The sequence below is a fragment of the Streptomyces paromomycinus genome (assembly GCF_003865155.1).
In the GTDB taxonomy this organism is placed as follows: Bacteria; Actinomycetota; Actinomycetes; order Streptomycetales; family Streptomycetaceae; genus Streptomyces; species Streptomyces chrestomyceticus.
This window is the reverse complement of record NZ_BHZD01000001.1, coordinates 473,180-492,682: the sequence shown is the minus strand read 5'-3', so window position 1 is coordinate 492,682 and position 19,503 is coordinate 473,180. Positions and strand designations below refer to the sequence as shown.

The following is a 19,503-nucleotide window of genomic DNA, read 5'->3' as shown; positions in this document are numbered from 1 at the left end:
CCATCGGGAGTTCAACTCACCGGGCCGGATTCTCCGGCGCGGTTTTGCGGGGTATGTCTTTCAGGGAATGGGCGAGGGGTACGGGTGGGGAATGGGAGAATGCCTCCGGTCGGAGATGCCTCCGGTCGGAGATGCCTCCGGTCGGAGATCGCCTCCGGTCGGAGATCGCCTCCGAGGCCCTCCGGAGCGGACCGCGCAGCCACCGCCCACGCGAAGCGGCGGCCGTGCGGTCCGCCGTCGGGCGGACGGCGCGTCAGGCCCGGCTCTGCGCGAGCGCTCCGGCGAAGTGCCGGGGCCAGCGGGTGGCCAGCGCCCGGCGGTGGAGGCCGGGCAGGACGGCCGCCACCCGCGGCGCCAGGCCGGTGCCGTGCCGCACTTGCCGGTAGCACTCGAAGAGCCCGATGACGTTGCGCCAGTACGGCGGCAGGTCGAGCCGTTCCAGCGCGGAGGGGGAAAGCTGTACGGAGTCGGTGCGCAGCCGGGCCTCCCAGTTCAGGACCTCTTGGATGCAGGGCCAGTTGTCCTGTGGGGGCATGGCGGGGAACGGGGCGGGCGGGGTGGGGCTGCGCGCCGCCTCGGCCAGCACCTGCTCCGCCCACGGTGCGTCCGAGTCGTAGACGTGGACGGAGCCGACGTGATGGCTGTACGAGCCGACGCCGACGCCGAGTTCACGGGCCATCACCTCTTGGAGCACGGTGAACGAGAAGACGTCGCTCACCATGCCGCGGAAGGCGTCGTTGGCCCGCATGAATGCGACCGTGCACAGCTTCCCTTCGCGGATCATGAATTGCAGGGCGAGGGTGCAGGCGACGTCGATGTTTCCGGGAACCGTCAGTTCCCGTGGCGTGAAGATCTGCATCACCGCGCGTTTGCTGTCCGGGTCCTCGCGCAGGGTGTTCAGCACGTTCTGCCACTGATCCAGGCCGTCCGGCGGGTGCCGGAAAATGCGCGGGCCGTACGCGGTGCCTTGCAGGGTCCGGCCGTCCTGCGAGTAGTGGGCGATACTCGACGCGTAGTGGCCGATGAAGTCCAGCCCGTTCGTTCCCGACAAATACCAGAGCGCTTCGGCATAATTGAAGACGAGATTGGCTCGCCGGGCGGGCAGGGCGAGATGGCGCTGGACGGGATCGAGGAGACCGAAGGCGACGCCGATGCGCTCGCGGCTCCGGAACCCTCTCGGCGCGTTGCGGTAGGCGGAGTTCTCGAACGTCTCCCGCAACTGGGCGAGATAGGCGTCCTGAAAACTGTGGTACAGGGGCATGTTCATGTGTCACTCCTCGGTACGGGAATACCGCGGCCCGGCGAATGTCGGGCGCCGGTCCGCCGGGTGAGTGCGTCCACGGAGGCGTGCAGGTGCTCCGGGGACAGGGGCAGCCGGTCGATGGCGGGCGTCCACTCCGGGACGGCCGCGCATATCGCGGCAGCCACCGCCGCGGCGGCGGCCGAGGTGCCCGCTTCCCCGATGCCTTTGACGCCGAGCGGGTTGTACGGGGTCCCGGCCGTCGGGGCGGCGGGCGGCAGCAGGTCGACGTCGACATCGGGCACGTCCGCCGCCAGCAGGAGCGGGTACTCCGCGAACCCGGTGACCAGTGGCCGCTCCCGCTCGTCGTAACGGATCTCCTCCAGCAGCGCGGCGCCGACCCCCTGGACCAGACCGCCCGCGAGCTGGCCGCGGACCACCCGCTCGTCGATCACCCGCCCCGCGTCGCAGGAGATCGCGAGCCGCTCGACCCGGACCAGGCAGAGCTCCGGGTCCACCGCCACCGCGCAGGTCACCGCGCCGTGGGGGTAGGTGTGCGCGTCGATCGCGTACCGGCCGACCGCCCGGAGCCCGGCACCGCCCCGTCGCGCGATGCGGTCGAACGGGACGGCGGTCCGGCTGGTGCCCGAGGCCCGAACGGCGGCCTGCGCTCCGAAGGCGGTGTCCTCGGCGTCCTCGGCGTTGCCGGGCTGCTCCCCGTCCGCCCCCTCCGCCCGGGTCCACTCGGCCGCGCGACGCCGCAGTGCGACGCAAGCCGCGTGGACGGCGTTGCCCGTGTGCGTCACGGTGCGGCTGGCGAAGGTGCCCGGCCCCGTGGCGCCCGACGTGTGGTCGTCGAGCACGATGTCGACGCGGTCGCAGGGGATGCCCAACGCGGTGGCCGCCACTCGGGCGAGCGTCGTGCGGTGGCTCTGCCCGGAGGGCGCGGCGGCCGCGTCGATCCGTACGGTGCCGTCCGGCCGCAAAGTGGCGACCGCCCGCTCGTCCCCGCCCAGGCCGGCCTTGTCGACGAAGGGAACGACCGCCGTCCCGCGCCGCCACCCGCCCTCCGGAGCGTCGCCGGGGTCTTCGGGACCGCCGGGACCGTGCGCCGTGCCGTCTGGAGAGCCGCTCGGCCCCGGTCGCGCCGCGCCGGCCCGGCGGAGCGCGCGCTCGTACGCGCTGAGGAAGTCACCGCTGTCGTAGCGCACCGGCCCCTCGTTCACCGTGCCGACGTCGTACGGCATGTCGGCGGCGGTCAGCAGGTTGCGACGACGCACCTCGACCGGATCCAGGCCCAGTTCGTGGGCGAGCAGGTCCAGCATGCGTTCGCGCACGAAAGCGGCCTCCAGCCGGCCGGGCGCTCGCAGGGGCCCGACGGGGGTCCGGCTGGTCAGCAGGCAGCGGGCCCGCGCGCGGTAGCGGGGGAGCCGGTACGGGCCGGGGAACAGGGCCGTGGCCAGCAGGGCCTGGAGGGTGGTGAGCGGGCGGACGTACGCACCGGCGTCGGCGACGATCTCGGCACGGGCGCCCAGCAGGCGCCCGTCCGGGTCGGCCCGCAGCTCGGCCCGCCACACCATGCCGCGCGAATGGTGGGCCGCGACGACGTGTTCGGCCCGGTCCTCCAGCCACTTCACCGGCCGTCCGGCGCGCATCGTGAGCCAGGGGACGAGCAGATCCTCGGGGTGGGTCTCGCCTTTGACGCCGAACGCCCCGCCCACGTCTCCCGCGGGCAGACTGATGTGCCGGGGGTCCAGGTCCAGAGCCCGGGCGAGCAGTTGCCTGGTGAGCTGCGGGTGTTTGGTGACGCCGTGCACGGTGAGCCGGGGAGCGCGGACGTCCCACTCGGCGAGCAGGCCGCGGGTCTCCAGCGGCATGGCGGTCTGCCGGGGGAGGCGGAAGGTACGGGTGAGGACGACGGCGGCGTCGACGTCCGCGGGCTCCGGGCCCACCCGCTGGCGGACGGTGGCGATCCAGCGCGGGTCGTCGTCGGAGAGGTGGGCTGTGCCGTGCTCGGGGCCGGACAACGGGGTGCGCGGGGCGCACACGACGTCGACCAGTTCCGCGCCGTCCTCGGCGGCGGCGGCGCTCTCGGCCAGGACCACTGCCACCGGCTGGCCCACGTAGCGCAGGTCGGTGGTGGCGAGGACCGGTTCCGCCGGGGCGGGAAGCTCCCGGTGGAGCACGCGCATGGCCTCGGGCAGATCGTCGGCGGTGTACGCGGCGAACACACCGGGATGGCGCAGAGCGCGCCGGACGTCGACGCGCAGCAGGGCCGCGTGGGCGACATGACTGCGGACCACCCGTGCCCACAGCTGCCCGGGCAGATCGCGGGCGCCGACGAAGTCACCGCGGCCCGTGAGCAGCCGCTCGTCCTCGACGCGCGGGGGGCGTCCGGGAGGGGATGTGCCCGCCGCCAGGCCGGACGCCGCGTGGGCCAGGCCGGGGTAGCCGGTGCAGCGGCAGGTCGCCTCGCTGATGCGGTGGCGTGCCGGTGCGCCGGCTACGGCTGCCGGACCTTCTTCAACGGTCCGGTTTGCGGTGTCGGCGGTGCCAGCGGTGTCGGCGGTGTCGGCGGTGTCGGTCAGCAGCGTCACGAACGCAGGTGTGCAGTACCCGCACTGGAGCGCCGAGGCGGCGCTCAGCCACGCGCGCACACCGGTCAGGGCCGGAGCGCCGGAGCGTGCGGTGTGGATGCTCGCGCCGTGGCACTGCGCGGCCAGGACGAGGCAGGACCGTACCGGCCGGCCGTCGAGGCGCACCGTGCAGACCCCGCATTCTCCCTGGTCACAGCCGGTGCTGACCGGGGAGCCGAGGCCGGCGAGCAGCCCCGCGAGCGTCTCGCGCGGCTCGGCGCGCAGGCAGTGGCTCACCCCGTCGACCTCGCAGGTGACCTCCACGCGGGTGTCGGTGCGAGCGCCGGAGTCGGTTCGAGACATGATTTCCCCCCAGGAGAACCGCACCGTGGCGTTGCCCCGCCGCGCATTCCGTCCGTGCGGAGGTGGTGCTCACCCGCGGCTTCGGATCGGACGGCGGCGCTTCTGACCGGACGGCGGCTTCACGCCGGACGGCTGTTCCGGACCGGACGAATCAGCAGAGGTTCGTCGGCCTGTTCCGGCACGAGTGCTCAATACCCACAGTCATTAACGGTCAACCAGAATTTACGCGCTTGCCGGAAAGTGATGTGTCCCGCCCGTATTGGCGAGATTGCCGGTCGCGTCGAAATGCTGGAATGAGCGAGGTGTTGAACTTCTGATCGTTTTCTGGACGACGTGCGCGGGGCGGGTTACCGTTTGGCTGAACAATCGGCCCGTGACCCGGTGTTACTCGGCGGGGCGCACCAAAAGGGCGCGGTTCTCCAGCACTTCTCGTCTCCTTCGATGTATGAGCCGCAGGACGCGGTGATTTCATATTCTTATTTGTCCTTGCTGGTGTGCGCCGGAACAATGTACGGCACCCGCACCCGACAAGAGGAGAGGTCGCCCACGGTGCCTCGTAGAAAATCCCGGGAACATTCCCCCGCCGCCTGGCCCCTGTTCGCGGCGATGTCGGTGGACGCGCTGGGCACCGGCCTGTACGTGCCGCTGTCCCTGCTGTACTTTCTGCACGCCACGGACATCGGGCTGCCTCTCATCGGCACGCTCGTCAGTGTGGCGACCGCGCTCACCCTGCCCGTGCCGCTGCTCGCGGGCCGGGTGGCCGACCGCTTCGGCGCCCGTCCCGTCGTCATCACCGGGCAACTCGTCCAGGCCGTCGGATTCTTCCTGTACCTCCAGGTCTCCGGACCGGTCTCCCTGATGGCCGCCGTTCTCGTGGAGGGCATCGGCGCTCGCGTCTACTGGTCCTCCGTCTTCACCCTCATCGCCGAACTGGCGGACGCCGACACCACCGGCCGGGCCAAGGAGTGGTGGTTCGCCAGGGCGAGCATGATCCGAGCCGCGGGGACGGGCGCGGGCGGCATGACGGCGGGGGCGGCCCTCGCCTGGGAGTCCACCCGCGCCTACCACCTCCTGATCCTGGTCAACGGCGTCTCCTTCACGGTGGCCGCGCTCCTGGTGTGGTCCCTCGTCCGGGTGAGCCCCGCCGTCCGCACGCACCCTCCGCGCGCCGTCACGGAGACGGAGGCCGCCGCGGAGGCCGGGGCCCGGACGGAGCCGCTCGGCGTCGGCCACCGCGCCCTGCTGCGCGACCGGCCCTACCTCCAACTGATCTTCGCCAACACCGCGTTCGCCGTGTGCAGCACTTTTCTGACCATCGCGCTGCCCGTGTACGTCACCAAGGGCCTGGGAGTGGACGACTGGGTGGTCGGGCCCTTGCTGGCCGTCAACACCGTGCTGCTCGCCACCACCCCCGCCCTCGTCAGCCGGTTCGTCCGGCGGCATATGACGCGTGTGCGGACGATGGCACTGTCCGGCCTCTGCTGGACTGTGTGGTGCGCCGGGTCGGCCGTGGCCCTCCTGCTGCCGCACGCGGCGCTGCCCGCATTCCTGCTGCTCGTGCTGCTCTGCTACACCGCGGGCGAGCTGATTCACGAACCGGCGTCCAACTCCCTGGCCGCGAGCGCCGCGCCGCCTTCCGCACGCGGCTTCTACCTCGCGGCGTTCCAGTACTCCTTCACCGTGGGCACCATCGTCTCCCCGGTCCTGTTCACCGTGCTGTTCAGCCGGCGCGCGGAGCTGCCCTGGATCGTCCTCGGCGGGGTCGCGCTGCTCGGCACCGCCCTGATGCTGCCGCTGGAACGGCGGCTGCCGTACGCGGCGGTGACCGGTGAGGAGTACGTGCCGGCCGGTGAGGTGAAGGTGACCGCCGAAGAGGCCGACTGAGCGCCGCGATTCCCGTACGGCCCGACAAGGGCAGCCCGTCCGACCGCCGGAGGCGTCCATGCACGCAGCACCTTTCGCATTCCACGCGGCCCGAGACCTGAAGGACGCACTCGAAGTGCTCGACATGTCGCCGGGCGCCGCCGTACTGGCCGGCGGGCTGAGTCTCATACCGGAACTGCGCTCGCGCCGCCGCCGGGCCGCCCTGCTCGTGGACATCAACAACGTCCCCGGACTCGACGGCGTCACTGCCCTGGCGGGCCGGCCGGGCGGCCCGCGCCCGGTACTGCGGATCGGCTGCGCCGCCCGCCAGGCCGATGTCCTCGCCGTCGCGGCCCGGCATCCCGGACACGCCCTGCTGGCAGCCGCACTGCGCACCATGGGCACCGCTCTCGTACGGCAGCGAGGCACGCTGGCCGGGGCCGTCGCGCAGGCCGCCCCCGAGCTCCAGATGTCCGCACTCTGCTCGGTGCTGGACATCCGCGTCACGGTGCGCCGGGCCGCGGACACGCACGACCGTGCCGCCCGCGAGCTGTTCGCCGAGGCCGGCCCCGGCCCCGGGGAACTGGTCACCGCCGTCGAGGTACCCGGCTGCCGCTCCGGCGAGGGGTGGGCCTTCCTGCGGGCCGGCCGCCGGACCTTCGGCGCCCACCTCGGCGGCGTGGCCGTACGGCTGGACCTGCGCCCGGACGGCCGGTGCCGCGGCGCCCGCATCGCGCCGTTCGTCGCCGGACACGACGGCGCGGCACTCGCTGAGGCCGGTGCCTCGCTGTGCTCCGGCCCGGTGGACGCACCGGCGGTGCGCCGGGCGGCCGACCTGGCCGCGCGGACCGTCCGCACCCGGTCCGACGCGCTGGCCTCCGCCGACTACCGGCGCCACCTGGTCCGGGTCCTCGTCCGCCGGGCTCTCGTACAGGCAGTTGACCGCACGCGCGGTCCCTCCGGAGAGGTGGTCTCTTGATGGTCGACTCATTCGTGGAACGGTGCCGCCGGCACGCCTGCGGAGCCTGGCGCGCCTACCGGCACCACCCGTGGATCGAGGCGATGGCCGCCGGCACACTCCCGGTCGAGAAGTTCGTCTCCTTCCAGGTCAACGACGCCCCCTACATCTCCGACCTGCACCGTGCGCTCGCCCTGGGACTGGCCAAGGCCCCCACCGGCTCCGCGTGGTCCAAGGCCGCCGCCACCGTCCTGGACGACGTGTGGGTGCTCGGGGAGATCAGGGCGAAGGAGGAGATCCTCGCCGAGCTGGGAGTCACCGGGAAGCTGAGCATCGGCCCCGCCGCCTACATCCCCGCCCGCGAGGCGTACGCCAACCACCTCGTCCGCACCTCCCTGGAAGGGAGCATCGGTGACATCGCCTCGGCGCTGCTGCCGTGCGCGATGTTCACCGAGGTCATCGGGCGGCGGTTCGCGGACGTCCGCGTCGCCGGGCCGTCCGCGTACCAGAGATGGGCCGACATCTACGTCCAGCGGGCCGTTCACCGGATGGCCCAGGTGCACGCCGAGATGATGGAGACGGAGGCGGCCCGGACCGACGAGGCGGGCCGGGAGCGGATGCAGCTCCTGTACCTGCGCAGCGTGCAGCACCAGGTCGACGTGTTCGACGCCGCGTGGCACCTCGACGTGCGCTGGCCCGGTGAGCAGGGTGACTGACCTCGGTGCCACGGCCGGTGCCCACGCTGTCGACAGCGACCCGGACCACACGATGCTCGCCGCCGTCCTGAACGGGGCCGGCCGGCCGCTGACCCTGGAGCGGCGTGCCCGCCCGCTGCCCGGCGCGGGCGAGGCGGTGATCCGGGTCCGGGCCGCGGGCGTGTGCCACACCGACCTGCACCTCGCCGCGGGGGTGCCGGCCACGCCCCGGCTGCCCCTGATCCTGGGCCACGAGATCGCGGGCGAGGTCGCGGAGCTGGGGGAGGGCGCGGCCCGGAGCACGGGGCTCGCCGTCGGGGACCGTGTGCTGGCGTACTACTACCACGGCTGCGGCGTGTGCCGCCGCTGCGCACTGGGCCTGGAGAATCTCTGCCCCACCCCGCTCGCCAAGTGGGGGTTCGACACCGACGGAGGATTCGCCGAGTACTTCCTGACCGCCGCGCGCTGTCTGGTGCCCGTCCCGGCGGACGTCCCGCTCGCCGAGGCGGCGGTCCTCGGGTGCTCGGGCACCACCGCGCTGCACGTCCTCCGGTCGGTGGCCAAGCTGCTGGCGGGAGAGGCGGTGGCGGTCGTCGGCGCGGGAGGCGTGGGACTGGCCTGTGTCCAGGCGGCCGTCGCGCGCGGTGCCCGCGTCGTCGCCTTCGACCCGCGCCCCTGCGGCCGGGAGGCGGCGCTGCGGTACGGGGCGCTCGCGGCCGTCGATCCGGCGGACCCGCACCCGGTCGGCGCCATGCAGCGTTCCTCCCGTATGGAGATCCTCCGTTGCGACGTCGTGGTGGACACCGTCGGCAGCACCGACACCCTCAACCTCGATGTGCTGCTGGCCGACCTCCAGGGGCGGGTGGCCGTCGTCGGCTACACCGGCAGGCCCGTGGCCCTGGACGTGTTCCCGCTGGTCTCCCGTGAGACGGCGGTGCTCGGCTCCGTGGGGGCCACGCTCGACGACGCACGGGACGTGGTGCGGATGGCCGCTGCCGGGAGCCTCCGCGGGCTGATCGCCGCGGAGTACCCGCTCGCCGGGATCAACGAGGCGTTGGACCGCCTGGCGCGCGGCGGGGTCACCGGCCGTCTGGTGATCGTTCCCTGACCCCGGGGCAGCCGGCGGTGAGCAGCGCGCCGGCCACCTCCGCCAGCGGCCGGGCAGCCAAGGACGGCAGCGTCACATCCGCGGCGGACAGGTCGAAATGCGCGGTGACCATGTTGGGCACCGCCACACACCGGATCCGGGCGGCCCGCGCGGCCCGGATCCCCACCGGGCTGTCCTCGAACGCGAGGGCGTCACCGGCCGCGCACTCCAGTTCCCGCAGCGCCGCCAGGTAGGCGTCCGGGGCCGGCTTCCGTGCGATTCCCTCGGTCTTGCAGATGATGACCTCGAAGAGCTCCGGAGCGATTCCGGCGCTGTCCAGCCGCTGCCGGATCCACCAGTCCGGCGCGTTCGACACGATGGCCAGGTCGAAACCGAGCCGCCGGGCTTCGGCGAGATGGTCCTCGGCACCCGGGCGGGCGACGAGGAGTTCGTCCCGCCACACGATCCGCCGGCGTTCCACCGCCTCCCAGTCCACGGGTTTCCCGACGAGCTCCGCAAGCCGCTCCGTCGGCATGCAAGGGCCCCGCCCCGCTTCGGTCTCGGAAAGCCAGTGGGCCAGGTCGAGTTCGTGTCCGAACTCGGCGTACACCCGTTGCCACGAGAGCAGCCCCGCCGTTTCACTGTCGATGAGCAGGCCGTCGAAGTCGTAGAGCACGGCAGGCATTCAAGCTCCTTTCCCCGGCTCGTCGGTGCGTTCCCAAGAGGCCGTACCGAGCTCCGGTTCGGACCCGCCGAAGATCTCCTCGATCCGACGCCCCACGGCGATCGTGACCCCTTCGTTGAGCAGCCACGTGTGCACCACGCAGGTACGCCAGCCCGCGCGCGCGAAAGGCTCTCGGGCGACGAGTTCCTGGGCCTCTTCGGGGGACGCGGCGCCGATGACGAAAAAGCCGGTGGGGTCCACGGCCGATTCCCTCGGCGGCGCCTCCTCCGGCCTGCCGGCGCGGAGCGGCCCTCCGGCGAAGAGGCGCCCTTCGTCCTCCAGGTCCAGCAGCCAGTCCAAATGGTCGAGCATCAGGTCACGTCCGCGTTCGCTTTCGACGTCGTACGCCGCTGTCGGCCGCATGAAGACGGCGAACAGCCGTACTCTTCCCATGCGTTCGACAATGGCGGCGGTGTCTCTGCGGCGGGAAAACCGAGCGGGCATGCACACTCCTTGGACATACGTCGATCCGGCCCGCCCAGCCGGATGCCGGAAACGGCAGGGAATTCCCTCGCGCGAGCCACGAACGGGATGAGTTGCTGAAGGGGGCCGACACCGGGAACGCAGCCCGCAACGGGCCGCATCATCGGTCGGAACGAGGCACGGAATGATCGGGCGGCTGAACGGCTGGACCGTCGCCTCCAGAGATTCCCTGAGGAGTCACCGGGAAACCGCATCGCCGTCCGTCAACCGGAAAGCCGTCACCGACGAGCGGAACATCTCAGGCAGCTTTCCGTGAACACACGCGACGGTCGATGCCGCACTCGACCGTACGACGCTGCGGCCGACCCGATCGGCGCCGATGCTCCTGGGGAGAGCCGGGCCGGTGAGGTGGATGCGGGGTGCCGGCCTCGGCGTCGGTTTCCCGGGAGACGACTGGGAAACCGGCCGAGTGCTGTCTGCGGGAAGAGGTCAGCACTCCGGTACCGGGGCCGAGGGGCCGTGCCCTCGCCCGGGGCCGATCAGTTGGGTGCTTGCCAATGCGGCGTACAGGGAGTCACGTGCCAGCAGTTCGGTGTGGGTTCCCAGCGCCCGTACCCGCCCGGCTTCCATGACCAGGATGCGGTCGGCGGTGGTCACGGTGGACAGACGGTGCGCGACGACCAGGACGGTGGTGCGGCGCGCGACATCCGTGACGGTGTCGCGCAGGGCCGCCTCGTTGGACGCGTCGAGTTGGGAGGTGGCCTCGTCCAGCAGGAGCAGCCGGGGCCGGCGGAGCAGGGCCCGGGCGATCGCCACCCGCTGCCGTTCACCGCCGGAGAGCCGGCTGCCGCGGTGGCCGACCGGGGTGTCCAGACCGTGCGGCAGGCGGTCCGTCACGGTGTCGAGCCGGGCCAGACGCAGCACCCGGGCGACCTGTTCGTCGGTGACGTCGGCTGCGCCCAGCGTCAGGTTGTCGCGCAGGGTTCCGGCGAGTACGGGCGTGTCCTGTTCGACGTAGCCGATGGCGGCACGGAGTTCGCCGAGAGGCCACTGGCGCACGTCCCTGCCGTCCAGCAGTACGCGTCCGGCGTCCGGCTCGTAGAAACGCTCGATGAGGGCGAGAACGGTGGTCTTGCCCGCACCGGACGGCCCGACGAGCGCAGTCGTGCCTCCGGCGGGAAGGGCGAAGGAGACGTGCTGGTGGGCCGGCGGGAGACCCGGCCGGTACGTGAAGCGCACGTGCTGGAAGGCCACGGCGGCGGGGCGTTCGCACCGTGCGCGCGGGGCCGGGGGCCGCCGCGGAGCCGCGGCCGCCTCGTCGCCGCGTCGTCGCGCACCCTCCGGTTGCGCGGACCCCGCTTCCGCAGGCCCTGCTTCCTCGGCCTCCAGCGTCTCGGCTTCCCGGATGCGCACCGCGGCCGCCGCCCCGATCTGCAACTGGCCTACCCCTTCGACCAATTGCCCGATCCGGGGAGTGAGGGCGAAGAGGTAGAGGAGGAAGGCGACGAGCGTGGAGACGCCGGTGGCGCCGGAGGCGACGCGTGCGCCGCCGACTCCGAGTACGACCAGGAAACAGACCTGGAGGACGACGGCCGACAAGGTGGCGGAGACCGCCTCCCACGCGGCGGCGCGCACGCCCGTGCGGCGGGCGTACTCGGCCGCACGGTGCAGCGCGGCGGTCTCCCGATGCTCGGCACCGGCCGCCTTGACGGTGCGCAGGGCACCCAGGGTCCGTTCGAGCCCGGCCCCCAGGCGGCCGACGGCCTCCTGCGTGTGCCGAGTGGCCCGGCCGATGTGCGGGGACACCACGAGGACGACGAGGCCGACGAACGCGATCACGACGAGGGTGACGCCGAGCAGGACGGCGTCCAGCACCCCCATCATCACGACGGTCGCCGCGGTGATCAGCGTGCCGGTGACCGCGGCCGACACGGCCTGGGGGGCGGCGCGCCGCAGCAACGCGGTGTCGGAGGTGACACGGGCGATCAGGTCTCCCGGCTCGGTGTTTTCGAGCACCGGCACGCGCAGGCGCGGCAGAAGGTGGGTCAGCCGGCGGCGGGCGGTGCAGACGATGGACTCGGCGGAGCAGTCGAGCACGTAGTGGCCGAGGCCCGCGAGAAGTCCGCCGACCGTCACCAGCGTGCTGAGGATCACCACGGGACCGGCCGCCGGCCGCCCTTGGCCGATGGTGTCCATCACCTGCTTGGCCACCATCGGCTGGGCCAGCCCCAGAAGGCTGCCGAGCAGACCGAGCCCGACACCGGCGAGCATGCGCCCGCGTTGCGGCCGGAGGTGGCCGGCGAGAGCCCGGAGGCCGGACCACGCGGTGCCGGGGCCGGGGAGGCCGTCCGGTCGTTCCGATGGGTGCGCCGGTCCGCCGGTGGGCCGCGTCTCGACGGGGGGTGCTGAGGTCACGGCCTCACTCCACGGCGAAGAAGCGCTGGAAGTAGGAGGCCGGCACGTTCTCACCGACGAGTTCGCCCTCGGCCTCCACCCAGGCGTGTGCGGCGAACGGAGGGCGCGTGCGGACTCCCACGCACCAGACGGGCCACTGCCCGTGCAGACGGCACAGCAGCACCGTGGCCAGGGACCGGGGCAGACACCCTCTGCTGCCTCCGGCGGCCAGGCTCACGGCGAGCACCGTCTGCCGGGCCCGGCCCGCCTCGGCGAGCGTGGCGGGCCGGGCACCGCGCCGCAACAGGCCCAGGACGGCGCGGATGCGGCCGGGCGGCAGGGTGGCCAGTACGTGAGCACAGCTCACCGCCACCCGGGCCGTGAAGCGGCGGGGCAAGGGGATGGAGCGAGGGCGGTAGGGAACCGCTTCCGGTGCCGACATTGCGTACCTCTTCCCTGGGCCGGGTGCGCGCCCGGTGCGGCTCTTACGATGCGATGAGGCCCGCGGAGCGCAGGTCGTCGATGATGCGAGTGACGTCCTGGGTGGCCAGTTCGGTGTCGACGTCCTCGTAGCGCCCGGTCAGCGCCTGCACCGCCCGGCCGACGCCGTGGCCGTCCAGCAGCGTCTGGAGGACGACGGCCGCTGTGGGATTGAGGGTCCAGTATTCGGCGCTCTTCTGGTCGAGCAGCGCCATGCCGTACTCGGTCTCGGTCAGCAGAACACCGGGCTTCAGCGCGTACATCGCCTTCACCTTTCCAATCGGTCAGCGGCCGGGCGGTGCCGGTGCCGTCTCGCGGGAACGCAGCCACACTTCGCAGGCCACGGTCGGGTGCAGCAGATAGCTCTCCGTCTCCGCGGACAGCGAGCGGCGACACCATTCCCGCAGGACGCCCACGTCGACGAGGCCGAGCTGCCCCAGCCGGGATGCCTCGCAGAGCGACAGCAGCCGGGCGCGGTGGCGCCGCAGCCCGGTCTCTTCCTCGAACGTGGCGTTGGCCTTGGTGTCGCGGGTGCGGACGGATTCGGGCACGATGCCGCGGGTGGCCTCGACGATCAGGGGCTTGTAGCGCCATGGGGTGATCCGGTCCGGTGTCCGGACCGCGAGGCACGCTTCGATGACGCGGTCGTCGTAGTACGGGGCGGCCACGGTGACCCCCAGGGGCGCGGCCATCTGCCCGATGTGCCGGGTCCACTGGGAGATCCCGTCCATGGCGGCCAGCTCCCGGTGTTCGCCGTGTCCGCTGCCCCGTGGCTCGGCGTCCGGCAGGCAGGAGGTCAGCAGCTCGCGCGCCGCCGCGACGGCCTCGGGCGTGGCCCAGGGCGGCATACGGGGAGGCACGGACCAGTCGAGCAGCGGCTCGTCCGCGGCGGCCGCCGGCTCGGTCAGGTCCCGGGCGACCCGGGCGAGCCAGGACCGGTAGGAGCGGCGGTCCGCGAGTTGGCGCAGCACCTTGCGTCGGGGCCACTGGTACTTGGCGGCGTACCCGCGCACGTCCCGCAGGGCGACGAGGGGGTGGGCGGTTGTCAGGTCGTGCAGCCGGGCGGGCGTACCGGCCAGCAATTCGTCGCCTCCCAGCCCGGTCAGGTGCAGGCCGGACCCCCGTGCGGCGGCCAGAGACACGAGGTGCATGCGGCGGTTGCGGTCGACCGTGAGCATGCTGGGCGTATCCAGGATGTCCCGGAGCGTGTCGATACCGTCGAAGGTCAGGGCCGTGTCCTGGGCGGGTACGACGTGATGCTCGACGGACCCCAGGGCCTGGACGGTCCGCCGCGCCCAGTGCACGTCGTCACCGAGTTCGTCGTGGAGGGCTGCGGTGTACGCGACGACCTGCGCGTCCCCGCCTGCCGCCGCACAGCACACGGCGGTCGAATCCAGCCCGCCCAGGTCCGCCGTCACCAGGTCGCGTCCCCGCACGCGCACCTGGACGGCGGTGGTCAGCGCCTCGCGCAGGCGCGCGGCTCCCTCCGCCAGGGAGACTTCGGGGGCGGGTGGTGACCACCACCGGACCGACCGGGCCCGTCCGTCGATGCCGAGAGTCAGGTAGTGACCACCGGGCTGGGCCCGGACCCCCCGCCACTGCGGTGAGCCGGACAAGGGGTGGGGCACGCCCAGGGTGAGCAGCTCCAGGGCGAGCCGGCGTTCGTCCAGCGCCGCACCGACCAACTCGGCCAGCACGTCGGCCCGGTCGGAGGCGACGCTCACCGGGCCGGACGCCGGGGAGGGGGCGTCGGCGTGGAACACCCGCCGCAGGTCGACGACGCCGCCCTGCACCCGGACCCGGCCGCCCGAGCTGGCCATGAGGTGGAAGCTGCCGGCCCATGTGGTGCTGTGCCGGTCCAGCGCCGTCAACGAGGCCGTGGTGGCCACCGCGGCGGCGGCGCGCCGCGCTTCCTGGAGGGTGACGGAGTGTTCCCCGATCACGGCGACGCGGGTCTCGCCGTGCACTCCGACGACGGCCGTCTCCGCCGCCCACCGGCCCACCAGCCAGGGCCTGCCGGACGCATGGCGCAGGCTGTGCGACGCGTAGGCAAGTGCCTTCGTGGCGACCGCCGTGGCCGCGTCGGTGTCGGGCAGTACGACGAACCAGCTGGGCAGGGCCGACAGGGACAGGGTCTCTTCCACGGCTACGGCCTTCGGTCGGGGGCTCCGGACGTCGGAAGGGGCGGGGCAAGCCGGCGGACGGGCCCGGCCGGCCGCGGTCCGGGCCGGCGCGGGGCCGGCCCGGACCGGGCAGGGTGCGGGTGCGCTCAGCGTCCCGCACCGGTCGCGTCAGAGGAGCTGCTTGCCGCCGAGAACATCCTTGGGCCCGGTGTTCTTGACGCCCGTTACCTTCCGGAAACTGCCGGCCTTGGTGAGTGTGGGACGCTCGTACGTCATGGTCGCACTCCTTTTCCCTTGGAGAATGACGGGAATCGCGGGGGCCTGGCCGACGCCATGCGGAAGCATTTGCGCCTTCGCTCCCGCGAGCGGTTGTGGCCGCGACGTAACCGTAAGAGCGACGAGCGCATCATCACAATGATTCGCTCACGGCGGTGTGTAGTGCGCTGGGGGCGGGTGTTCCTGTTGTCATGTAGCGATGTGATCCCATGCGCTCCCCGAGGGTGGCGTGAACCGGTTTGAAGGCGCGCACGCCTTCGTCGAAAGGCGGTCGGGAAATGCCGCCGGTGCCTCGGCCGAGCCCGTTCAGGAAGTGCCGCTGGTCGTCCAGGAATCCGGCCGCGAAGAGTGAGCGGGGCGAGAAGAGCGCGGTGAGCGTGGTCTTGGCGTCGGACTGCTCGATGGACTGCTTGAGCAGGGAATGGGTCGCGTCCGGGCAGCGCTCGACGGTCAGCGCGCCGCCGCCCAGCGTCCTGCGGTAGGTGCGCTCCGTGTCGGCGGTGTCCACGTGGACGTCGTGGCCCGCGAGGGTCAGCAGTACCGGTACGCCGCTCACACCGGCCCGGACACCCGTTCTCGCACCCATCCGGACGCCGGTGCCGGTGTCCGGGCTCACCATGCTTCACCCCATACGGGGGCGTGCACCCCGTTCGGCAGGTGGTACGGGAACAGGGCGGGTGTGCCGGAGCCCACACACTCTCGTCCGGTCCCCGTTTGACCTTGTCACGGTGACAAGGTCTTCACTGCTGCCCAAGGAGGTGGTCCCGATGGCCATGACGAGACAGGACACGGAAGCGATACGGGCGTTCCAGCGGCTGGCGGACAGTCGCTCGTCCGTGCGACTGCGGGCTGCCCTGGCGGTCGGTACGGCGCCTGACCCGTGCTTCGTCGACAAGCTCGTCGAGCGATGCGCGATCGAGCCCGAGTTCTTCGTCCGCGACATGCTGACCTGGGCGCTCACCCGCCACCCGGTGACCTTGACGCTCCCCGGACTGCTGCGCGAGGTCCGCTCCGGGCGTGCGCAGGCACGGAGCCAGGCCCTGCACACGCTGTCCAAGATCGGGGACCGGCGGGCGTGGCCCGCGATCACACCGGCCCTGTTGTCCGACGCCGACGACGAGGTGGCGCGGAGCGCCTGGCGGGCCGCGGTCGTACTCGTACCGGAAGGCGCGGAGTCCGCCTTGGCCACGGCGCTGGCGACCCAGCTCGGGCGCGGCGATCGGGACACCCGGCTGAGCCTCAGCCAGGCGCTGGTCGCGCTGGGCGAAGCGGCGGTGCCGGCTCTGCTCGCCGCGACCACGGCCGCTGACCCCCGCGTACGGGCACACGCGCTCGCCACCCAACGGCTGCGGCGCGACCCGGACGCCGGATTCGAGTCGGCGATCGAGGAGGCCAAGCGCGTCGGGGTCCTCGCCGGGGCCCCCAGGACGGACGAGGAGAACCGTGCTGATCGGTGAGGTGTCGAAACGGTCCGGGGTCAGTGCCCGTATGCTCCGGCACTACGAATCGCTCGGTCTCGTACGGCCTTCGGGCCGTACGGGCTCCGGCTATCGGGAGTATGCGGCGCAGGACATCCGGCGGGTCTTCCACATCGAGAGCCTGCGGTCGCTGGGCCTGTCGCTGCGTGAGATCGGACGCGCGCTCGACGATCCCGGTTTCACACCCTCGGCGCTCGTCGGCGACCTCATCCGTCAGACACGTGAGCGCATCGCGGCCGAGACCGAGCTGCTCACGCGGCTGTGCCGGATCGACGCCGCGGACCCCGCCGACTGGGAGGACACCCTCCAGGTCGTCGCGCTCCTCCAGGCGCTGGGGTCGCAGAGCGCCGACATCCGCCAGCGCGCGGCCCTCTCCTCGGCCGACGGAATTCCGGTGCCGACGGAGGCCCTGGTAGAGGCGGCACTGAGCGAGACGGAGCCGGGCGTCGCCGGCACCCTCCGCTGGGCACTGGCGCGATCCGGCGACGACGGCCCGGCGCTGCTGGCGAAGGGCCTCGGCTCACCGGTGGCCGAGGTGCGCAGGCGGGCCGTTCGGTCCCTCGCCGGGCTGCCCGGCGGCGAGGCGACCGCGCATCTGCGGAACGCCCTCACCGACCCCGACGCCGAGGTCTGCGGGTATGCGGCTCTGGCGCTCGGGGCACGGGGAGTGGCCGAAGTGGTCCCGACACTCATCGACATGATCGTTGCAGGCAGGAACGACACCGACGCGGCCGACGCACTGGGCAGGCTCGCGAGCGACTCCGCGACGGCAGACCGGATCGCGACCAGTCTTGTCGACCGCCTCGCTCGTGACACCACCGGAGCCCCCGCACGTGGACGGCTGACCCAGGCACTGGCGGACATCCCGGGGACTGCGGCGTCCCGTGCCCTTGTGGAGCTTTCGCACGACGAGGACCGCGCTGTTGCACTGACCGCCGCCTATCTCCTCCAGCTCCGCGACGTACAGTGACAGGAGGGGCAGTCGGCCGAACGGCACGTGTCGCCGGCGTTGTCACCTGAGCGGGATGGTCCTGTACGGCGCAGGGCTGGCCTGGCTCGCGGACGGCGTGGTGTTCGCAGAGGCCGACGGCGTCGCACAGCACGTCGAGGCCGTCACCCCGTACGGGGCGTACGGTCGGCCGGCCATCGACGCAGCGGACGTGACCCGGACCACGGACAGGCATGTCGCCCTTCGTGTTCGACTGCGGTATCCGGTTGACTGACAGATGTGCTGCGACTGTCGGTTGTCTTCGTCCTCGTCCTGACGGGTGCCGTCCTGACGGCGTCCGCCCTGCTCGCCTCGCCCTGGTGGTGGACGGCCGCCGGCCCCGTACTGGCGCTCGCCGCCCTGAGCGTGCACGACGCCTTGCAGCGTCGCCATTCGGTGCTGCGCAATTACCCGCTGATCGGCCGGCTGCGCTACCTGCTGGAGAGCGTGCGCCCCGAGATGCAGCAGTACTTCATCGAGCGCAACTACGACGGCCGCCCCTACGACCGCGATGTGCGCAACATCGTCTACGAGCGCGCCAAGGGGACCGAGGATGAGGCGCCGTTCGGCAGCGAGCGGGACATGTACGGAGGCGGTTACGAGTTCCTGGTCCCCTCCATGGCGCCGCAGCCGGTGCCGGACGAGCCGCCGACCGTGCGCATCGGCGGCCCCGACTGCACCCGGCCGTACGACATGGCACTGCTGAACGTCTCGGCGATGAGCTTCGGGTCGCTGTCCGCCAACGCGATCCTGGCCCTCAACCGGGGTGCCGCACTGGGCGGCTTCGCGCAGGACACCGGCGAGGGCGGGCTGTCGGAGTACCACCTGCGGCACGGCGGCGACCTCGTGTGGGAGATCGGCACCGGCTACTTCGGCTGCCGGACCCGCGACGGCGACTTCGACGCGCACGAATTCGCCGACAAGGCCGCGCACGACCAGGTCAAGTGCCTGTCCCTGAAGCTGTCGCAGGGCGCCAAGCCGGGCCTGGGCGGCGTGCTGCCCGGCGGCAAGGTCAACGCCGAGATCGCCCGGGTCCGTGAGGTGCCGCAGGGCGAGACGGTCGTCTCTCCGCCCTACCACCGGACGTTCGGCACGCCCCGGGAACTGGTCGGTTTCCTGGCCCGGATGCGCGAACTGGCGGACGGCAAACCGGTGGGGTTCAAGCTGTGCGTCGGCTCCCGGCGGCAGTTCCTGGCCGTGTGCAAGGCCATGCGGGCCGAGGGCGTCACCCCGGACTTCATCATCGTCGACGGCGCGGAGGGCGGTACCGGAGCGGCACCGCTGGAATTCGCCGATCACCTGGGCAGCCCGCTGACCGAGGGACTGATCACGGTGCACAACGCGCTGGTGGGCACCGGCCTGCGGGACCGCATCAAGATCGGGGCGAGCGGAAAGGTCGCCACCGGCAGCGACATCGTCAAACGCATCGCGCAGGGCGCTGACTACACCAACGCGGCCCGCACGATGATGTTCGCGGTCGGCTGCATCCAGGCACAGCGCTGCCACACCAACCGCTGCCCGGTCGGCGTCACCACACAGGACCCGCGGCGCACCCGCGCCCTGGTCGTCGGCGACAAGTCCGAGCGCGTGCACCGCTACCAGCGCGCGACGGTCCGCAGCGCCCTGCAGATCATGGCGGCGATGGGCGTACGGGAGCCGGGCGAGCTGCGCCCGCACATGCTGCGCAGCCGCGTCGGCCCCGACACGGTCCGGTCGTACGCCGAGCTCTACACCTGGCTCGCTCCGGGGCAGTTGCTCGACGGGCCGCCCCAGGACTGGGCGGCGGACTGGGCGGCGGCGGACCCCGACCAGTTCACCGTGTGACTCCAGCAGTC

18 protein-coding genes are annotated in these 19,503 nt (G+C 72.4%); 8 read left to right on the top strand and 10 right to left on the bottom strand.

The features are described 5' to 3' along the window. Window positions 1-253: 253 nt before the first annotated feature. Together OEIGOIKO_RS01910 and OEIGOIKO_RS01905 are read right to left on the bottom strand one after the other, a co-directional pair. Window positions 254-1,267 carry a thymidylate synthase gene (locus OEIGOIKO_RS01910; RefSeq protein WP_125051207.1) on the bottom strand — a complete coding sequence of 338 codons (1,014 nt, stop codon included), beginning with the start codon at window positions 1,265-1,267 and terminating at the stop codon, window positions 254-256. After that, a complete protein-coding gene (locus OEIGOIKO_RS01905; RefSeq protein ID WP_125051205.1) occupies window positions 1,264-4,179 on the bottom strand; it encodes a molybdopterin-dependent oxidoreductase in 2,916 nt (971 codons plus the stop codon). The genes OEIGOIKO_RS01910 and OEIGOIKO_RS01905 overlap by 4 nt, the downstream gene beginning before the upstream one ends. Window positions 4,180-4,728: 549 nt before the next feature. Here OEIGOIKO_RS01905 and OEIGOIKO_RS01900 point away from each other — a divergent pair. The 4 genes from OEIGOIKO_RS01900 to OEIGOIKO_RS01885 are packed head-to-tail and all read left to right on the top strand — an operon-like array spanning window position 4,729 to window position 8,803. Further along, window positions 4,729-6,063, top strand: coding sequence for an MFS transporter (locus OEIGOIKO_RS01900; protein WP_246177128.1), 1,335 nt, complete (start codon window positions 4,729-4,731; stop codon window positions 6,061-6,063). A 58-nt stretch (window positions 6,064-6,121) separates the two neighbouring features. Then, a complete protein-coding gene (locus tag OEIGOIKO_RS01895) occupies window positions 6,122-7,021 on the top strand; it encodes an FAD binding domain-containing protein (RefSeq protein WP_125051203.1) in 900 nt (299 codons plus the stop codon). Further along, window positions 7,021-7,716, top strand: coding sequence for a TenA family protein (locus OEIGOIKO_RS01890; protein ID WP_125051201.1), 696 nt, complete (start codon window positions 7,021-7,023; stop codon window positions 7,714-7,716). Before OEIGOIKO_RS01895 ends, OEIGOIKO_RS01890 begins: the two co-directional genes overlap by 1 nt. After that, window positions 7,700-8,803, top strand: coding sequence for an alcohol dehydrogenase catalytic domain-containing protein (locus OEIGOIKO_RS01885; protein ID WP_125051199.1), 1,104 nt, complete (start codon window positions 7,700-7,702; stop codon window positions 8,801-8,803). Before OEIGOIKO_RS01890 ends, OEIGOIKO_RS01885 begins: the two co-directional genes overlap by 17 nt. On the opposite strand, the gene OEIGOIKO_RS01880 is transcribed toward OEIGOIKO_RS01885, so the two are convergent. The 8 genes from OEIGOIKO_RS01880 to OEIGOIKO_RS42050 all read right to left on the bottom strand — a co-directional run bounded on the left by OEIGOIKO_RS01880 (window position 8,775) and on the right by OEIGOIKO_RS42050 (window position 15,821). After that, a complete protein-coding gene (locus OEIGOIKO_RS01880) occupies window positions 8,775-9,467 on the bottom strand; it encodes an HAD family hydrolase (RefSeq protein ID WP_125051198.1) in 693 nt (230 codons plus the stop codon). The genes OEIGOIKO_RS01885 and OEIGOIKO_RS01880 overlap by 29 nt on opposite strands. Continuing rightward, window positions 9,468-9,899 (bottom strand): YciI family protein, encoded by a 432-nt coding sequence (locus OEIGOIKO_RS01875; protein ID WP_170251493.1) that lies wholly within the window; start codon window positions 9,897-9,899, stop codon window positions 9,468-9,470. Window positions 9,900-10,418: 519 nt separating this feature from the next. Then, entirely contained in the window at window positions 10,419-12,200 is a 1,782-nt protein-coding gene (locus OEIGOIKO_RS01870; RefSeq protein ID WP_246177126.1) for an ABC transporter ATP-binding protein, read from the bottom strand. A gap of 148 nt (window positions 12,201-12,348) precedes the next feature. Further along, window positions 12,349-12,765, bottom strand: coding sequence for a lasso peptide biosynthesis B2 protein (locus tag OEIGOIKO_RS01865; RefSeq protein ID WP_125051192.1), 417 nt, complete (start codon window positions 12,763-12,765; stop codon window positions 12,349-12,351). 43 nt (window positions 12,766-12,808) lie between these two features. Then, window positions 12,809-13,066 carry a lasso peptide biosynthesis PqqD family chaperone gene (locus OEIGOIKO_RS01860; RefSeq protein ID WP_125051190.1) on the bottom strand — a complete coding sequence of 86 codons (258 nt, stop codon included), beginning with the start codon at window positions 13,064-13,066 and terminating at the stop codon, window positions 12,809-12,811. Between the two features lie 21 nt (window positions 13,067-13,087). Further along, window positions 13,088-14,947, bottom strand: coding sequence for a lasso peptide isopeptide bond-forming cyclase (locus tag OEIGOIKO_RS01855; RefSeq protein ID WP_125051188.1), 1,860 nt, complete (start codon window positions 14,945-14,947; stop codon window positions 13,088-13,090). 147 nt (window positions 14,948-15,094) lie between these two features. Continuing rightward, window positions 15,095-15,202: a keywimysin-related RiPP gene (locus OEIGOIKO_RS41340; RefSeq protein WP_125043397.1), complete on the bottom strand. Its 108-nt coding sequence runs from the start codon at window positions 15,200-15,202 to the stop codon at window positions 15,095-15,097. 133 nt (window positions 15,203-15,335) lie between these two features. Then, on the bottom strand, window positions 15,336-15,821 hold the full coding sequence (locus tag OEIGOIKO_RS42050; protein ID WP_174857111.1) for a hypothetical protein: 486 nt from the start codon (window positions 15,819-15,821) through the stop codon (window positions 15,336-15,338). A gap of 148 nt (window positions 15,822-15,969) precedes the next feature. Here OEIGOIKO_RS42050 and OEIGOIKO_RS01840 point away from each other — a divergent pair, with 148 nt between their 5' ends. The 4 genes from OEIGOIKO_RS01840 to OEIGOIKO_RS01825 are packed head-to-tail and all read left to right on the top strand — an operon-like array spanning window position 15,970 to window position 19,492. Then, entirely contained in the window at window positions 15,970-16,659 is a 690-nt protein-coding gene (locus OEIGOIKO_RS01840; RefSeq protein ID WP_125051184.1) for a HEAT repeat domain-containing protein, read from the top strand. Beyond that, window positions 16,646-17,650 (top strand): MerR family transcriptional regulator, encoded by a 1,005-nt coding sequence (locus OEIGOIKO_RS01835; RefSeq protein ID WP_125051182.1) that lies wholly within the window; start codon window positions 16,646-16,648, stop codon window positions 17,648-17,650. The genes OEIGOIKO_RS01840 and OEIGOIKO_RS01835 overlap by 14 nt, the downstream gene beginning before the upstream one ends. Window positions 17,651-17,705: 55 nt before the next feature. Further along, window positions 17,706-17,903 (top strand): hypothetical protein, encoded by a 198-nt coding sequence (locus OEIGOIKO_RS01830; RefSeq protein WP_125051180.1) that lies wholly within the window; start codon window positions 17,706-17,708, stop codon window positions 17,901-17,903. Window positions 17,904-17,917: 14 nt separating this feature from the next. Next, window positions 17,918-19,492 carry an FMN-binding glutamate synthase family protein gene (locus OEIGOIKO_RS01825; RefSeq protein WP_371859009.1) on the top strand — a complete coding sequence of 525 codons (1,575 nt, stop codon included), beginning with the start codon at window positions 17,918-17,920 and terminating at the stop codon, window positions 19,490-19,492. The last annotated feature ends 11 nt before the right edge of the window (window positions 19,493-19,503 follow it).

Bases quoted from the DNA above. Each gene is read 5' to 3' on its own strand.
- OEIGOIKO_RS01910 (WP_125051207.1), bottom strand. From the start codon at position 1,267: ATGAACATGCCCCTGTACCACAGTTTTCAGGACGCCTATCTCGCCCAG.
- OEIGOIKO_RS01905 (WP_125051205.1), bottom strand. From the start codon at position 4,179: ATGTCTCGAACCGACTCCGGCGCTCGCACCGACACCCGCGTGGAGGTC.
- OEIGOIKO_RS01895 (WP_125051203.1), top strand. From the start codon at position 6,122: ATGCACGCAGCACCTTTCGCATTCCACGCGGCCCGAGACCTGAAGGAC.
- OEIGOIKO_RS01890 (WP_125051201.1), top strand. From the start codon at position 7,021: ATGGTCGACTCATTCGTGGAACGGTGCCGCCGGCACGCCTGCGGAGCC.
- OEIGOIKO_RS01880 (WP_125051198.1), bottom strand. From the start codon at position 9,467: ATGCCTGCCGTGCTCTACGACTTCGACGGCCTGCTCATCGACAGTGAA.
- OEIGOIKO_RS01875 (WP_170251493.1), bottom strand. From the start codon at position 9,899: ATGGGAAGAGTACGGCTGTTCGCCGTCTTCATGCGGCCGACAGCGGCG.
- OEIGOIKO_RS01870 (WP_246177126.1), bottom strand. From the start codon at position 12,200: ATGCTCGCCGGTGTCGGGCTCGGTCTGCTCGGCAGCCTTCTGGGGCTG.
- OEIGOIKO_RS01865 (WP_125051192.1), bottom strand. From the start codon at position 12,765: ATGTCGGCACCGGAAGCGGTTCCCTACCGCCCTCGCTCCATCCCCTTG.
- OEIGOIKO_RS01860 (WP_125051190.1), bottom strand. From the start codon at position 13,066: ATGTACGCGCTGAAGCCCGGTGTTCTGCTGACCGAGACCGAGTACGGC.
- OEIGOIKO_RS41340 (WP_125043397.1), bottom strand. From the start codon at position 15,202: ATGACGTACGAGCGTCCCACACTCACCAAGGCCGGCAGTTTCCGGAAG.
- OEIGOIKO_RS42050 (WP_174857111.1), bottom strand. From the start codon at position 15,821: ATGGTGAGCCCGGACACCGGCACCGGCGTCCGGATGGGTGCGAGAACG.
- OEIGOIKO_RS01840 (WP_125051184.1), top strand. From the start codon at position 15,970: ATGGCCATGACGAGACAGGACACGGAAGCGATACGGGCGTTCCAGCGG.
- OEIGOIKO_RS01830 (WP_125051180.1), top strand. From the start codon at position 17,706: ATGGTCCTGTACGGCGCAGGGCTGGCCTGGCTCGCGGACGGCGTGGTG.